Origin of the sequence: Bacillus sp. DX4.1 (assembly GCF_030348195.1) — a bacterium.
Lineage (GTDB): Bacteria > Bacillota > Bacilli > Bacillales > Bacillaceae_G > Bacillus_A.
Window position 1 is genome coordinate 2,015,769 of the sequence record NZ_JAUCFT010000008.1, and the last position, 15,096, is coordinate 2,030,864.

The window sequence follows — 15,096 nt, forward strand, 5'->3', positions numbered from 1 at the left end:
CGTTGATTTATAGGAAATTAGCACTTGTAGGAGTCTTATCAGTAGGATTGTTATCAGGTTGTTTTGGCACAAAGCCAGAAGAAGATTTATATGTAGCATTTGAAAATGCTGCAAAACAGGAAAAAACGTTGTTTGAAGATGCGAAAAAATTAGAGACATTAGAGAAAAAAGGGCAAGAGTTATATGTTCAAATTATACAAGAAGGAAAAGATCAAAATGAAGTAGTGGCACAAAAATTAGATCAAGGTACTACGAACATTGATGATCGTGAAAAAGTATTAAAAAGTGAAAAAGATTCATTAGATAAAGCACAGAAAGAAACAAAATCCGTTCAAAATCATGTGAATAAAATAGAAGATAAAAATTTACAAAAACAAGCAACTAAAGTGCAGGAAGCTTATAAAAATCGTTATGACGCTTTTCAAAAGATGAATGATAGCTATGTAAAATCAATGATGTTGGAAAAAGAATTATATACAAAGCTTCGAGCAAAGGAAACGAAGCTAAAAGAGATTAGTGAAAAAGTCAAAGCTGTAAATCAATTGAATGAAGAAATGCAAAAAGAAAAAGAGAAGTTTAATCGATATACAAAAGAGTATAACGAAGAAAAACTAGCATTCTATAAAGAAGCGAAGATCAAGATTAAAGAAGAAAAATAAGACAAAAAAGCTGGAAAAACATTTCATACAAAATGTTTTTCCGGCTTTTTTACTTGAAAAGATTATATAAATACAAATTTTAAAAACGAAATAAACCCCTTCTTTTGAGGTGGAAAACAGCATCCGGCCATGCATAGAAGCGGTCGGATCCTTTTCCTGCCCAGACATAGTGAAAACAAAGAGAGAAAATGAGTGCAGGTCACCTGTTGTTATCTATAGCCGCGGCTTATATGTCGAAAAATCAAAATGGATTTATATAGAAAAAGACTGGCATTGAAAGTATAAAAGAGTTATAGTTAATTATTTAAAGAAAAGGATGTTTAGGATGAAGAATGATGAACATTATATAAGTAAGGAGAATGAAATATGACATATGAATTTTTACTCAAATTAGGCCTCGCACTTTTTTTAGGTTTATTTATAGGGATAGATCGGCAGCTAAAGAATAAACCACTTGGTGTGAAAACAAGTATGGTCATTTCTGTAGCGAGTTGCTTAATTACAATGGTTTCGATTGAATCGGTAAATGTATACTCTTCACCAGGACATACGAATATGGATCCAATGCGCCTTGCAGCTCAAATTGTGAGCGGAGTTGGTTTCCTCGGCGCAGGTGTGATTTTACGAAGAAATAACGATGTGATTTCCGGACTAACAACGGCTTCTATGGTTTGGGCAGCATCTGCTTTAGGGATTGCGATTGGTGCTGGTTTTTATATACAAGCAATAGTAGCCATGGTTTTAATTATACTAGCGATTAATGTATTTCCACATCTCATTAAGCTAGCGGGACCGTATTCTTTAAGACAAAGGGACTTATCAATTAAAATCATTGTGAATAAACATCAAGAACTAGATGGAATCTTTAAGCAAATTAAAAATTTAAATATGCAAGTGAAACGTGTGAAAATTAAAGATATCGATAATGGATCTCAACAATTAGAAATGATGATATTAGCACCTGAAGATTTATATACAACAGAGTTATATAGCTCTTTAAAAGAGATTAATCACATTGTTTCAGTTGAGGTTGAAAGTAGATAAGATATGTGTTTGAAAAATCCTCCACTTATTTCATTAAAGTAGAGGATTTTTTAAGATACTAGATATTGCATTAAATAAAGGGGTACTACTTTACTTCTGCGGAAATGCAAGCGAAGTGATTCGAATGATTCCGCCGCTTGCTGTAAACAAAGATCAGATCGATGATGGACTAGCTATTTTAGATGCAGCACTTACGGAATATGAGGAAGAGTTAGAGGTTTTGGTGAAGAACTAAACATATAGGATTAAAGTTGGAACAGTTAAAGCAAGAAACAAAAATACATTGTATTTTTGTTTCTAGTTTGTTAAGACTCTTCATAAGTAAGATAAAAAAGGGTGGAGAAAAATCCACCCTTTTTATGATAATGTATTATTTTTTTGTATCAGCAGGAAATACAAGTCCAATTTGTTTTCTAGCTTCCTCCATTATTTTCATTGTAGTCATAGAAGAAGTATGAGAATTCACAGTAGACTCTAATTGATTTTGCTGAATTAATCTAATAAATTCTTGTGCTTCATAAGACATTGCTTCATTTGATTGTGGTTGTGTTATATCTTCTACACGACCATCCGTATAACGGATTTCTATTTTTGTCGGTCCGCTAATTTTATCGATTACTATACTACCGTTTTCTCCTTGGATTTCAGAAGGTACATAAGAGTTCGTTATTTTTGAGTACATAATGACAGCATCCATATCTTCGTATTTTAATAAGAGGCTTCCTTCACCATCTACACCGGACTCAAGGAGAAGGGCATTTGCTTGTACGCGAGATGGTTCACCGAATAGTACGACCATCGGGTATATACAATACACACCGATATCCATTAACGCACCGTTCGAAAAAGCAGGATTAAAGGCATTCAGAATCGTACCTTCTTTATACGTATCATAACGAGATGAATACTGACAAAAACTAGCAAAATAACGACGGATTTTCCCGATTTTATGTAAATTAGTTTGTATCGCTTGGAAATTAGGAAGAAGTGTCGATAATAATGCTTCCATTAATGCAACCTTATTTTTTGTAGCAGCTTGAACCATCTTCTCCAATTCTCTTGTATGAGAGGCAATGGATTTTTCACATAGGACATGCTTACCATGATTCATAAACAGGATGGATTGTTCTGCATGCAATGAATTGGGACTGGCGATGTAAACAGCATCAATTACATCACTTTTGGCCATGCTTTCTAAGTTAGTAAAAGTAGTGTCTACGCTATATTTACTTGCAAACTCTTTTGCTTTTTCTTCTGATCTTGAATATACCGCTGTTAGAGAAAAGTCTTTCAGTGTACGTGAATCTTGAATAAATTTAGTTGTAATAGTATTTGTTCCAATTACTCCAAATCGTATCATCTGTATTTCTCCTTGTATGAATCATTTTCGTTATTGTTTTCTGTGGAAACTTAATTATATCGGGAAGTGACTTAAATATTAAATCTTTTGCCTCATCTTCTTTCTAAAAACTATGTTAATTTTATATGAAAAAGATATACATCATTTTGGAATACGATCTTTTTGATAGAATGAAACAAAAGGGGGTACGCAATGGAGATTAAAATTAGAAAGGCAATAGAAGCTGATACAAAAGGAATGGCAAAGGTTCATGTTGATAGTTGGAAAACAGCTTACAAAAGGATAGTATCAGATGAATTCTTAGCTAACTTATCGTATGAGAGCCGGGAAAAACAATGGAAAAGCATCTTTAAACAAGCAACACCAAACCATTATACATACGTGGCGGAGATTTCAGATGGAACGGTTATAGGATTTATTAATGGAGGACCTGAAAGAACGGAAAAATATAATTGTGATGGCGAATTATATGCGATATACATTTTGCAGGAGTACCGAGGCCTTAAAGTTGGACAACAATTATTTCAATCTCTTGTATTAAATTTTATACAAAGTGAATTTCGTTCGGTATTAGTATGGGTAATATCGAATAACCCTTCAAAGTCTTTTTATGAAAAATACAGTCCGGACTGTATTGATACAAAATTTATTAACAGATTGGGCGTTGAGGAAATGGCATATGGCTGGAGCGATATTCATAGTCTCAATAATAGGCTTATCCAATAAAGTGAAACTTTATATGCTCCTAGGGGATACATACGTAATTATGAAAAGAGAGTCTCGGTTATGCGAGGCTCTTTTTCTATGATTTGAATTTTATTTTATCGCGCAAAAAAATTACCATTAATTGGAATGTATATAAATGCTATAATCTTTACATTTTAATATGTAAAGGAGGTGAACCGAAATGGCAAACAATCGTAATTCTAAGCAATTAGCAGCAAATGGAGCACAAGCAGCTCTTGATCAAATGAAATATGAAATTGCGCAAGAGTTTGGTGTGCAACTTGGTGCCGAAACTACATCTCGTGCAAATGGTTCTGTTGGCGGTGAAATCACGAAACGTCTTGTAGCTATGGCAGAACAACAGCTTGGTGGCGGATATACTCGTTAACTTGGTAGTGGCATGGATGAAAGAGAGGGCTTCCCTCTCTTTTTTTTGTATTTGTGCGGTTTCTAATGTGAAGAAAATAAACTTCCTATTAAATGGTAAGGATATAATGTTTCGTGGGTAGAAAGAATATATGTAATGCTATATTTTTTATCCAATTTCTTTTGTTGAATAAGTTTGAATAAAGACCAAATGTGATAGCCCTGATGAAATGAAAAATCAAATTTCAACAGGGCTACTGCATGGGAAGAAATATATGATGAAAGGTTTCGAAGTCCACATGTTGAAAAAAGAAAACTGTTGCTTGCTTGCACTTGCTTCTGTCCCACTCGTCATGACATTGGGAAATTCGATGCTTATTCCGATTCTTCCTACAATCGAAAAAAAGTTACATATTTCTTCTTTTCAAGTATCAATGATTATTACGTTATATTCAATTGTCGCAATTTTATTAATTCCGATTGCTGGCTATTTATCAGATCGATGGGGACGTAAAATGGTGATGGTTCCAAGTTTATTGATTGCGGCTATTGGCGGGGCAATTACAGGTTGGGTATCTTGGAAAGTAGAAAATCCTTACGTTTGGATTTTAATAGGAAGAGCTATTCAAGGGATTGGTGCTGCTGGAGCAATGCCTGTTGTTATTCCATGTGTTGGTGATTTGTACAACGATGAAAAACAAGTAAGCAGTGGATTAGGAATTATTGAAACATCCAACACATTTGGAAAGGTTCTTAGTCCAATTTTAGGTTCTGCACTTGCAGCAGTTGTATGGTTTTTACCATTTTGGGCGATTCCAATTTTATGTATAATAGCTGTTATCCTTCTTTTATTTTTAGTAAAAGCAAAAAAACAAACAGAACAAGCGCCGCCATTAAAGGAATTCATTCAATCCATTGGCTCGACTTTCCGTGAAAAAGGAAGATGGTTAGTTGCCATTTTTATATTAGGCGCTATTATTATGCTTATTTTATTTGGTGTTCTGTTTTACTTGTCTACCGTATTAGAATCGAAATATGACATACATGGAATTTGGAAAGGGTGCGTCTTGGCAATTCCGTTGCTTGTATTATCGTTAAGTTCGTACATAGCAGGAAAGAAAATTGGTGACGACCAAGCAATTATGAAGAAGTGTATATATATTGGTTTTATATTCGCTGCGATTTCTGTTATTTTTCCTTTGTTCTTGAAAGGGATATACTTGTTAATTCTTTGTCTTGTTGTCATGGGGATAGGAATTGGCATTGCTTTACCATGTCTAGATGCTCTAATTACGCAAGGGATTGAAAAAGAACAAAGGGGAACAGTGACATCTTTTTATAGTTCGATGCGTTTTATCGGTGTCGCTGCAGGTCCTCCTCTTTATTCTTTCTTTATGAAAGGGACAGATCATGAAGTGTTCTATGTAACGAGTATATTTGCAGTGATAGGTGCCATTATAACGATTGTATGGATTAAACCTGAAGGTGATCAAGCATCTTTACATCCAAAACCTAAGCCTGTGCCATGATTAAGAAAAGAAGTGAAAATGTATAACTCATAAGAAATCTTGAAAAATTAACCGCATGCATGTTTTGCATACGGCTAATTTTTCAATTACTTAATTGGAGTTGTTACTCTTTTTTATCATTATGCTCTGTATTATGACATGAGTTGTACGAACATATAAAGAGCAACACCCCAAATAATGACCCCCGAAATTTTATTTAACATCACGATAGTTCTTCCTGATGGATCCACCTTCCCAAGCATTCGTCCTGCAAGCGCTAAACTGATAAACCATAGCCAAGAAATCGTAATCGTGGCGATCGTAAAAGCCCATTTTTCTGCTCCTACATATTGAATAGAGTTTGTTCCAATGACACCAATCGTGTCTAAAATTGCATGTGGATTCAATAAGGAAACTGAGGCAGCGAAGATAATTTGCTTTTTGATCGTCATCGTTTTCGCCTCAGTCTTTGTTTTAGTAGGCTTACTTTTCCATATGACCCACCCCATATAAATGAGAAAGAAAAATCCTATCACATAGAGTAGTGTTGTTAGCCATGAAAAGGTAAGTAGCATAAGAGATACACCTTGTACTGCAATTAAAATTAACATAGTATCGCATATTGATGCCGTTAGGACAACGGGAGCAGCCCGCCATACATTTGATTGGCTGGCACCTTGATTGAAAACAAAAACATTTTGTACGCCTAGCGGAATAATGAGTCCAAATGCAAGAATAATTCCGTGAAGTATTGCTTCAGTCATTTTATTTCCTCCCCTACAAATTTCTAAATTATGATAGTGTATATTGTATAAGAGAAAATAGAAATTGTATCCATCCATATGGTTGGATAGCAAACCAACCAAAATGATTTGGAGTGATGATATGGAACGATTTGGCTGGAAACCAAATGTATCTTCTCCCATTCCGTTATATAAACAAATTGAGGGGTACATAAAAGAAAAGATTGTCAATGGGGAATGGACTGTCGGTACAAAATTACCATCACAACGAGCATTTGCACATGCATTTAAAGTGAATCGAAGTACAATCGTCATGTCTTTAGATGAATTAGCGGCACAAGGGCTAATAGAAGGAGACGGGAGAAGAGGAACGATTGTTAGGAATGATACATGGAATTTCTCAACTTCCACGCCTCCTCCAGACTGGAATTCATATGTAGAAACGGGTCTACACTATCCGAATTTACCGACCATTCAAGAGATTAATCAAGCCGAGTTTTATCCAAATATGATCCGGTTAGGAACCGGTGAACTCTCGCCAGATCTGTTACCTGAAAAGAAAACACGGCAAATCATGAAAAAACTCTCCCAACAAGGAATTCCGTTAGGGTATGAAGAACCAAAAGGGGACTTCAAATTACGTGAGCAACTAGCGGAGTATTTAAAAAAGCATGACATTCGTGTATCGCCAGCATCCATATTAATTGTTTCGGGGGCAATTCAAGCATTGCAGCTCATTTCGATGGGATTACTCTGTAAAGGTTCCGCCATTTTATTAGAAAAACCATCTTACTTATATTCTCTAAATGTTTTTCAATCAGCAGGGATGCGTTTATTTGGTATTCCAATGGATGCGTATGGGATTCAGCCGGCACTCATCTCAAAATATAAAAATCAATTTAATGGCTCTATTCTATATACAATTCCTTCTTTTCATAATCCGACGAGTGTTGTTATGGATGATGAAAGGAGACAACAAGTCATGAGTGTATGTAATGAGATTGGATTACCCATTATTGAAGATGCAGTGTATCAAGATGTATGGCTGGATGCTCCGCCGCCTAAGCCGTTGAAGGCGTATGATAAAAATGGAACAGTTCTCTACATAGGAAGTATGTCAAAAGTAATTAGTCCTGGTTTAAGAATTGGCTGGATTGTCGGACCGGAACTAGTTATTCAAAGGTTGGCGGATATAAAGATGCAGACAGATTATGGTTCTAGTTCATTATCGCAACAAGTTGCTGCTGAATGGTTTTTAAGTGGGTTATATGAGGAGCATTTACAATATATTCGAATCGAATTAAAAAAACGGAGAGAGAATATGCTACAAGCAATCGAGAAACATTTAGGAGGTATGGCGACTTGGCGTATACCAACGGGTGGTTTTTATATTTGGCTACACATTCAGGCCAATATTTCGATGCGTGAGCTGTTTGAAAAAGCCCTACAAGAAGGAATTTTACTTAATCCGGGGAATTTGTATGATCGCCATGCAAGCCAACATTTGCGTCTTTCTTATTCGTATGCGTCATTGCATGATATAGAGAAAGGAATTGAAAAACTTGCGCGATTGATAAAAAACCTCTAGGCATAATAGTAAGTTCTCTATTAGATTCAAAAAAGTGGTATCATAAATGCAAGTAATAGAAAAAGGGGAAGAAATATGAAGCAATATGTAATTTGTCAAGTTATTGATGGAACAAAATATTTAGCTGCTTATGCAGAAACAAAGCAAGAAGCGATTGAAAAAGCAGAGCTGTTAGGGCTGCGAACAGGTGAACGTTACATTGTCATTACAGCTGAAGAAGCGGAAGGGTTACAATATCCTTAATTGTAAAGCTACTATAAAAGTAGCTTTTTTTATTTTCTTTATGATACATTGCTACGTAATATCTAAAGTATTCGCGACACTTTAATCCAAGTTTTTGTAGAACCTTTGTGATGGTTAGTTAGCGATACTTGTTGTTAACAGAGATACTTCATGAGGTATGTCTTGTAAAAGTACATTTTGCAACTAGTTTCAATTGTTATTCCTTTGTTTCTAAAATAATACTATAATAAATTTGACTTTCTTATACATTAATTTGTAAAAATAGTTAATAAACGGTGATTGAAAATGTAAATGAAGAAATAGTTTGCAATCTCAATGTTAACTTGGGAAAATATGAAGCCGATAAAGAGGAGAAATAAAATGAATATAGTGAACTTACGTCCTAAACAGCGGTCTAAGTACCGTATTATACTAGGAACATGGTATTACTCTACAAAGAGGTACATTCAGTGGTTAACAGATGAAAAAATATACGCAAAAACTTTACAACAAGAAAAGTTACCCTGTACAGTGATTCAGCACCGAACGATACTACTTCGTAAGCTCAAGGATGTAGATATGTGGTATCAACAGAATAAAGTTGTTAATTTAAAGATTGCTATTAAACAGCTAGATGGTATCGTCATTAGACCGGGAGAAACATTCTCTTACTGGCGTTTAATAGGTAAACCTACGAGGAGAAAAGGGTATGTAGAAGGTATGATACTACATTATGGATCTTTTCAAGCAGGCATTGGAGGAGGACTTTGTCAGCTTTCAAATTTAATATATTGGATGACCTTACATACACCACTGACAGTAACAGAGCGATATCGTCATAGCTTTGACGTTTTTCCTGATTCTAAGCGTACCCAGCCGTTTGGAAGCGGAGCGACTTGTTCTTATAACTATTTGGACTTACAAATTAAAAATGAAACGGACCAATCGTATCAACTTCACCTTTATATCACAGATAAACATTTAGTTGGTGAATGGAGAACAGCCTATCCTCAACTTTATCAATATGAAGTATATGAAAAAGAACACTCAATCCAAACTGCGTACTGGGGCGGTTATCTACGACACAATGTTATTCAACGTAGAGTATATAACCAACAGAAACAGTTTGTAGAAGATCAATATGTAACGGAAAATCACGCTATAATGATGTATGAACCACTACTAGCTTGTAATAATGAGAGAAGTGGAGATTAGTATAGCGCACTAGTAGTTTATCCCACTATTTGTGGGTAGTAAAAACCACACCTCAAAACTTGCCAGGAAGTCAAGAAGTTAGATGGCGGATAAACTGTCCGTAAAAGCCCGATTGGTGAAGGCGAATGATTAGTGGAAAATGAAGAAAAACCTACTAATCATTCGCCTTCACTTTATAAATAGTTCGAGCTCATACATAAGAATACCTAATAAATAAAAAAATATTTTATTTATTAGGCATTTTTCTTTTCATAATTAATTTAGATGTTGACTTCGGTTATTTGCTTTTCGGATAGGAGTTCCATTCCGATGTTGATTGATATATCTTTTAAAATTCCACGTTTTTAAAAAGTTTTCAGCCGCGTCAAAACCAGATTGATAGAGCCATTCTTTTTCCTTATCAGTTAATTGAAATTTTGTACTTGTTATTGTTCCAGTTGGAATTTTGATTGTCCGTGCGTTTGCTGCTTTATCTAAGTGACGTAAGTCGTGTGCTTGCATCATCGTTTTAAATAGTCCTTTAAACATGGAGAAGGGTTCATCGTAATGAACAGGCTCAGCTTGTATATCGTCTTTTACAAAATGAAAACCAAAAGTGGGCCAGCGCGGTACGTTTGGTGAATCGAAGATCCAGATAGGATAATTGCTAAGAAGGCCTCCATCCACCATATAACAAGGTTGTTTCCATTTTGGTGTTTTCCATTTCACAGGTTCAAAAAAGAATGGAATAGTTCCACTCATTCTTACTGCTTTTGCGATAGAGAAATGATTATTGGTAAATCCGTAGTTTGGTAAGTCATCTGGGAAAATAACCATTTTACCATTACTAATATCAGAAGCGATGATTTTCAAGTTTTCAGGATGAGGTAAGTCACTAAAGTTATGAATTCCTTTTTTGTGTAGTAAGTCTTCCAACCATTTTTCTAAAAAGTCATTTGTGTATATTCCTAATTTGGCCCATGCGCTTAATCCCTTTCCGATAACAGGAATTTTGTCGAGCCATGTTTTTGTTATAAATTTATGATAGTTAGCATTACTTATAATTGTTTTTAATTCTGCACATGTATAACCGGCCGCTAGAAGAGCTGCAATAATGGCACCAGCCGAAGTACCTGCTACGCGTTCCCATTCGTAACCATGTTCTTCTAATGCACAAATTGCACCAACGTGTGCGATTCCTCGGACACCGCCACCTTCAAAGACGCCATCTATTTTCATGAAAATAGTTCCCTTCAAAAAATGGATTTGGTGTAAAGTAAAAAAGCACGTGGGTAACGTGCTCTTTTACAATAGTTAGTAAAGTTTACTTAGCAACTGAAGCCGCCCCAACAGCTAGCTCCAATGATAATTAGAAGGATAAATAAAACGATTAATAAAGCGAAACCGCCAAATCCGCAGCCGCCGTAACCACCGCCGCCATATCCTCCGCAACCGTAACCGTAACCGCCGCCATATCCGTAACCCATGTGGAATGCCTCCTTATAATAGAAATTGAGATGAAACAAAGTGAAAAATAAGGGAGTCTACTGTAAAGAATTGTGAGATATCGTGTTTGTAGGAACAATGTATACTATGTTGTTTTAAACTAGTTCGCGTCCGAAGGGCAAGCCTGTTTTTCCGAATGACTTGTATTAATCTTCGAGGTGAAGTGCATATAGGATTTGTGCTATGATACAGATAAATACATTTACATAAGGAGTTTTTATGAAAAAACAGATTGAATCATTAATTGATAAATATGAGTTAATACATATAAAGCAAGAACTTTTATCCACAATATTTACATGTATAAAAGTTTTTCCGAGGAAGGCAGATTCGCTTCCAATTGGTTGCTCAAAAATGGGCGGAGTTCCCGATGTACCAGATGCGTTTCAATATCCGATGTATAAAGGATACCCACTTGATTTTATTGCACAATTTAACCTAGCTGATTTACAGGGAGTGGGTATGAAACATGACCTTCCCGCAACCGGTATGCTATATTTCTTTTATTTTGTAAATCAAGAGCATGAAGATTTCCATGAAGTGTATGGAAATCCGAATAGGAAGGAAGGATGGCGTGTTCTGTATCATGATGTTCAAGCTGAACAGCTACAAAGAATGAGCAACATCAAAGGGACGTATACGCAATGTGCGATTACATTTGAATTAACATATAAACTGCCAGAGCTGTTTATTGAAGACGAAGCAGATTCTGATCGCTTTTTACAATTATTAGAGGAACTAAGCCCAGATCAATATGATAATCATCAACTGTTTGGTGAGCCATTTTCAGTACAAGCAGAAGTATTTGAAGAAGCAGAAGAATACATAGGTGTACCTCATCATGATATGACACTTTTATTCCAAATTGACTCCGATGAGCCAAATTGCAACATGATGTGGGGCGATTTAGGGATGCTTTATTTCTGTATTGCCAATGAAGATTTAAAACATCGCCGTTTTGAAAATACGTGTTGTTTATTGCAGTCGTGTTAAAAAAGAGAAGCAATAGTAATTCTCACTGAATTACTACTGCTTCTCTTTTATTCTTTGGTTATTTTAAATCCTCGTTTGTTCGAACTATATAAATCCATTTTGATTTTTCGACATATAGCCGCGGCTATGGATAACAAAAGGTGACCTGCACTCGTCTTCTCTCTCCTACCTAAAAAGAAGGGTTTTATGTCGGTTTTTTAATTTGTATTTATATATACCGGATAGTATGATGTATCGTAAATAGAAGTTGCTATTTTAGTACAGACACAAATTTGTTATCCGTTTGTGTATTCTTACATATTTTATAATGTTAAAATCGAATTAATGAATATGTAAAATCTCATGTTTCCTTTTCGGAAAATTATTATATACTCTAAGAGTATATGAAAATATCTTTCATATGATTTTAAGTAGGGGATGTGACGAGATGAAGAAGACAAACAAATATTTAACAACTGTCGCACTGTGTTCGACGATTATGATTGGTGGTTTGCAAATTCCTGCAGTTTCCTATGCAGCTACAAACCAAAAAGTGGCGGCTCCGCAAACGGATGCGAAATTATTAGAAGGATTTCAAAAGGAATTAAAAAAGCATATTGATAATCGTGAAGAGAAAATTACAATCACATATAAAACAAAACATAATAATATTAAAGAAGTAATGGATACGCTTGTTAAAGAGTATAACAAGACAGTAGATTCAGATGAGTACGTAAAATATAATGTAGCAAGTACAAAGTATTCAATACGCGGCATACCAGGAAACTATGCGTTTACATTGAATATTGCATATCGTGAATCAAAAGAACAAACACAATATGTAAAGACCCAAGCAAAATCAATTGTGAATTCTATTTTGAAACCAGGAATGGATGAGCATGAAAGAGTAAAGGCAGTTCATGATTATGTTGTGAAACATGTTTCATATGATACTTCATACAAAGCTTATACGGCATATGAAGCATTAGCCAATCGCTCAGCTGTTTGTCAAGGATACACATTATTAACCTATCAATTACTAAAAGAAGCAGGGATACAATCCCATATCGTAACAGGAACTGGAAATGGACAAGCTCATGCTTGGAATCTAGTGAAAATTGAGGGGAAATGGTACCATCTCGACACAACGTTTGATGATCCAGTTCCGGACAAACAAGGACGAGTAACATATTCTTACTTTAATATGTCTGACGAACAATTAAGTAAAGACCATCAATGGGATCGTAGTAAATATCAGGCGGCAACAACAAATTACTATAAGGAACTAACAAGTAAAATAAAAACAGGTAACCCAAAATCGGTAGTGTACCAGCAAATGTTAAAGGATACAAATCTTGTTTATTTATCTGCTCAATATGGAGCGGAAAACTATAATGAGTTTAAGAAGAAACTACAACAGCAATTTGCAACAAAACCTCAGAAAGTAGAACTGCGCTACAAGCAGTCTATGGATGGAACGATGCAAGATGTAAAGAAAGTATTAAATGAAATTGCTTGGCCAAAAGGGGCAAAGCGCGTATCTTATCAAGTTGCACCATATAGTGCACAAGCTGGCTATTCATTAGCGACGATTACGTTTTCGTATTAAATAACAAAAAAGACATCTTTCGTAGATGTCTTTTTTGTTATTGCCTATCCTGAGTAGTAATACCCCGTCTCAAAGTTCTGTAAGAAGCAAAGAAGATAGGTGGGGGGGAAGAAAACCCCACTGATTAAAGTTTCACTTTATGTGCAATGATATGTAGAAGTACATACATATATAAATCCATTTTGATTTTTCGCCATATAAGCCGCGGCTATGGATAACAAAAGGTGACCTGCACTCGTTTTCTCTCTTTGTTTTCACTATGTCTGGGCAGGGAAAGGATTTGACCGCTTCTATGCATGAACGGATGCTCTCTCCCACCTAAAAAGAAGGGGTTTATGTCGTTTTTTTAATTTGTATTTATATAGATTTGAAATTTTCCTCGTAGGATCAAATTCCAGTCTTTTTCAATGAACAGTACCAGCAATGTTTACAAGCTATTTTTGATGATAAAACAGCGATATATCGTTAACGCAAAAAGAAGCTAATCATATTTAGCTTCTTTTTGCGTTTTCTTATTTCCACCAATCATCAAACATAGATGCCGGTACGTGTCTTTTATGTTCACTTATCATATAACGTTTTTCAATTTTCTCTGCTACTTCTTGTGGAACTGTTTTTCCTTCTAAATAATCATCCAGTTGATCATATGTAATTCCTAGTTCTGTTTCGTCTGCTTGTCCTGGTTTCTCATCTAATAAATCTGCTGTTGGCATTTTTAAGTATAGGCGTTCTACAGCCCCTAACTCTTGTAATAATGCTCGTCCTTGACGCTTTGTTAAGCCTGTAAGTGGTAAAAGGTCAGCGCCACCATCTCCAAATTTAGTGAAGAAACCTGTTACAGCCTCAGCTGCGTGATCTGTTCCGATAACAAGCAAGCCCTGTTGTCCGCCAATCGCATATTGTGTCACCATTCGAATGCGTGCTTTTACATTTCCTTTATTGAAATCGGTTAATGATTCGTCTAATAATAGATTGTACTGTTTTGCAAATTCATTTACTGTCGATGCAATATCAAAGGCAACAGATTTATCAGGCTTTATAAATTGCAGAGCTAATTGTGCATCATCTTCATCTTTTTGTACTTCATACGGAAGGCGCACTGCGATAAATGTAGCGTCATAACCTTCTTTTCGGGATTCCTCTACTGCAAGCTGTGCCAATCGTCCTGCTAGTGTAGAATCCTGTCCACCGCTAATTCCGAGTACAAATCCTTTTGCACCTGTTTTTCTTAAGTAGTCTTTTAAGAAATCAATTCTTTTACGAATTTCTTCTTTTGGATCGATAACAGGTTGAACATGTAATGTTTTCATAATTTCATTTTGTAACGTCATTTCGTTTTCCTCCTGTTCATATGCTCTATGGGAAGGTGACTTCCTTTATCCCGCATTAACGGGCAGTAAGACCCCCACCTCAAGATTCAGAGAGAAACAAAGAAGATAGGTGGGGGATAACTGCCCGTAAAAGCCCGATTGGTGAGGGCTAATTATCAGTGGGGGATGAAGAAAACCGCCACTGATAAAAGTTTCACTTTATAGCGTGAAACAATTTTTATGTATTGATTCATACATCTCCATCTTTTATTATTTCGCAAAATAACAG

At 35.5% G+C, this 15,096-nt stretch carries 15 protein-coding genes and 1 pseudogene; 11 read left to right on the top strand and 5 right to left on the bottom strand.

The window, feature by feature from the left end; genetic code table 11:
* Positions 1 to 2 precede the first annotated feature (2 nt).
* The 3 genes and pseudogenes from QUF99_RS13150 to QUF99_RS13160 form a co-directional block, all read left to right on the top strand.
* Positions 3 to 659, top strand: a complete 657-nt coding sequence (locus QUF99_RS13150; RefSeq protein WP_289370607.1) for a YkyA family protein — start codon at positions 3 to 5, stop codon at positions 657 to 659.
* Between the two features lie 366 nt (positions 660 to 1,025).
* On the top strand, positions 1,026 to 1,703 hold the full coding sequence (locus tag QUF99_RS13155; protein WP_286124621.1) for an MgtC/SapB family protein: 678 nt from the start codon (positions 1,026 to 1,028) through the stop codon (positions 1,701 to 1,703).
* A 43-nt stretch (positions 1,704 to 1,746) separates the two neighbouring features.
* A pseudogene (locus QUF99_RS13160) lies at positions 1,747 to 1,938 on the top strand (aspartate aminotransferase family protein); the annotation flags it as partial.
* A 135-nt stretch (positions 1,939 to 2,073) separates the two neighbouring features.
* Here QUF99_RS13160 and QUF99_RS13165 read toward each other — a convergent pair.
* Positions 2,074 to 3,063, bottom strand: coding sequence for a Gfo/Idh/MocA family protein (locus tag QUF99_RS13165; protein WP_289370609.1), 990 nt, complete (start codon positions 3,061 to 3,063; stop codon positions 2,074 to 2,076).
* Positions 3,064 to 3,255: 192 nt separating this feature from the next.
* Here QUF99_RS13165 and QUF99_RS13170 point away from each other — a divergent pair, with 192 nt between their 5' ends.
* The 3 genes from QUF99_RS13170 to bcbE all read left to right on the top strand — a co-directional run bounded on the left by QUF99_RS13170 (position 3,256) and on the right by bcbE (position 5,684).
* On the top strand, positions 3,256 to 3,789 hold the full coding sequence (locus QUF99_RS13170) for a GNAT family N-acetyltransferase (protein ID WP_289370611.1): 534 nt from the start codon (positions 3,256 to 3,258) through the stop codon (positions 3,787 to 3,789).
* A 181-nt stretch (positions 3,790 to 3,970) separates the two neighbouring features.
* Complete coding sequence (locus QUF99_RS13175; protein ID WP_289370613.1) at positions 3,971 to 4,177, top strand: alpha/beta-type small acid-soluble spore protein; 207 nt, start codon at positions 3,971 to 3,973, stop codon at positions 4,175 to 4,177.
* A 208-nt stretch (positions 4,178 to 4,385) separates the two neighbouring features.
* Positions 4,386 to 5,684 (top strand): bacillibactin exporter BcbE, encoded by a 1,299-nt coding sequence (gene bcbE, locus QUF99_RS13180; protein WP_289370615.1) that lies wholly within the window; start codon positions 4,386 to 4,388, stop codon positions 5,682 to 5,684.
* Between the two features lie 131 nt (positions 5,685 to 5,815).
* Here bcbE and QUF99_RS13185 read toward each other — a convergent pair whose 3' ends face one another.
* Complete coding sequence (locus QUF99_RS13185) at positions 5,816 to 6,427, bottom strand: LysE/ArgO family amino acid transporter (protein WP_289370617.1); 612 nt, start codon at positions 6,425 to 6,427, stop codon at positions 5,816 to 5,818.
* A gap of 121 nt (positions 6,428 to 6,548) precedes the next feature.
* On the opposite strand from QUF99_RS13185, the gene QUF99_RS13190 reads away from it, so the two are divergent.
* From QUF99_RS13190 to QUF99_RS13200, 3 genes are all read left to right on the top strand, one after another.
* On the top strand, positions 6,549 to 7,994 hold the full coding sequence (locus tag QUF99_RS13190; protein ID WP_289374643.1) for an aminotransferase-like domain-containing protein: 1,446 nt from the start codon (positions 6,549 to 6,551) through the stop codon (positions 7,992 to 7,994).
* A gap of 75 nt (positions 7,995 to 8,069) precedes the next feature.
* Entirely contained in the window at positions 8,070 to 8,237 is a 168-nt protein-coding gene (locus QUF99_RS13195; RefSeq protein ID WP_289370619.1) for a DUF3933 family protein, read from the top strand.
* Between the two features lie 360 nt (positions 8,238 to 8,597).
* Positions 8,598 to 9,431, top strand: coding sequence for a VanW family protein (locus QUF99_RS13200; protein WP_289370621.1), 834 nt, complete (start codon positions 8,598 to 8,600; stop codon positions 9,429 to 9,431).
* A 255-nt stretch (positions 9,432 to 9,686) separates the two neighbouring features.
* Here the strand turns inward: QUF99_RS13200 and QUF99_RS13205 are convergent, their stop codons facing one another.
* Positions 9,687 to 10,649, bottom strand: coding sequence for a patatin-like phospholipase family protein (locus QUF99_RS13205; protein ID WP_289370622.1), 963 nt, complete (start codon positions 10,647 to 10,649; stop codon positions 9,687 to 9,689).
* An 89-nt stretch (positions 10,650 to 10,738) separates the two neighbouring features.
* On the bottom strand, positions 10,739 to 10,897 hold the full coding sequence (gene yjcZ / locus QUF99_RS13210; protein ID WP_289370623.1) for a sporulation protein YjcZ: 159 nt from the start codon (positions 10,895 to 10,897) through the stop codon (positions 10,739 to 10,741).
* Between the two features lie 238 nt (positions 10,898 to 11,135).
* Between yjcZ and QUF99_RS13215 the strand changes: the two genes are divergently transcribed.
* The gene (locus QUF99_RS13215) at positions 11,136 to 11,909 is read left to right on the top strand and encodes a YwqG family protein (protein ID WP_289370624.1); all 774 of its coding nucleotides are present in this window, start codon (positions 11,136 to 11,138) and stop codon (positions 11,907 to 11,909) included.
* A gap of 427 nt (positions 11,910 to 12,336) precedes the next feature.
* Positions 12,337 to 13,497 carry a transglutaminase domain-containing protein gene (locus QUF99_RS13220; RefSeq protein ID WP_289370625.1) on the top strand — a complete coding sequence of 387 codons (1,161 nt, stop codon included), beginning with the start codon at positions 12,337 to 12,339 and terminating at the stop codon, positions 13,495 to 13,497.
* Positions 13,498 to 14,009: 512 nt separating this feature from the next.
* On the opposite strand, the gene nadE is transcribed toward QUF99_RS13220, so the two are convergent.
* Entirely contained in the window at positions 14,010 to 14,828 is an 819-nt protein-coding gene (gene nadE, locus QUF99_RS13225; RefSeq protein ID WP_289370626.1) for an ammonia-dependent NAD(+) synthetase, read from the bottom strand.
* Positions 14,829 to 15,096: the final 268 nt, after the last annotated feature.

Excerpts from the sequence above, each read along its gene's own strand:
- QUF99_RS13155 (WP_286124621.1), top strand. The coding sequence starts at position 1,026 with ATGACATATGAATTTTTACTCAAATTAGGCCTCGCACTTTTTTTAGGT.
- QUF99_RS13165 (WP_289370609.1), bottom strand. The coding sequence starts at position 3,063 with ATGATACGATTTGGAGTAATTGGAACAAATACTATTACAACTAAATTT.
- QUF99_RS13170 (WP_289370611.1), top strand. The coding sequence starts at position 3,256 with ATGGAGATTAAAATTAGAAAGGCAATAGAAGCTGATACAAAAGGAATG.
- QUF99_RS13175 (WP_289370613.1), top strand. The coding sequence starts at position 3,971 with ATGGCAAACAATCGTAATTCTAAGCAATTAGCAGCAAATGGAGCACAA.
- bcbE (WP_289370615.1), top strand. The coding sequence starts at position 4,386 with ATGAAAAATCAAATTTCAACAGGGCTACTGCATGGGAAGAAATATATG.
- QUF99_RS13185 (WP_289370617.1), bottom strand. The coding sequence starts at position 6,427 with ATGACTGAAGCAATACTTCACGGAATTATTCTTGCATTTGGACTCATT.
- QUF99_RS13190 (WP_289374643.1), top strand. The coding sequence starts at position 6,549 with ATGGAACGATTTGGCTGGAAACCAAATGTATCTTCTCCCATTCCGTTA.
- QUF99_RS13195 (WP_289370619.1), top strand. The coding sequence starts at position 8,070 with ATGAAGCAATATGTAATTTGTCAAGTTATTGATGGAACAAAATATTTA.
- QUF99_RS13200 (WP_289370621.1), top strand. The coding sequence starts at position 8,598 with ATGAATATAGTGAACTTACGTCCTAAACAGCGGTCTAAGTACCGTATT.
- QUF99_RS13205 (WP_289370622.1), bottom strand. The coding sequence starts at position 10,649 with ATGAAAATAGATGGCGTCTTTGAAGGTGGCGGTGTCCGAGGAATCGCA.
- yjcZ (WP_289370623.1), bottom strand. The coding sequence starts at position 10,897 with ATGGGTTACGGATATGGCGGCGGTTACGGTTACGGTTGCGGAGGATAT.
- QUF99_RS13215 (WP_289370624.1), top strand. The coding sequence starts at position 11,136 with ATGAAAAAACAGATTGAATCATTAATTGATAAATATGAGTTAATACAT.
- QUF99_RS13220 (WP_289370625.1), top strand. The coding sequence starts at position 12,337 with ATGAAGAAGACAAACAAATATTTAACAACTGTCGCACTGTGTTCGACG.
- nadE (WP_289370626.1), bottom strand. The coding sequence starts at position 14,828 with ATGACGTTACAAAATGAAATTATGAAAACATTACATGTTCAACCTGTT.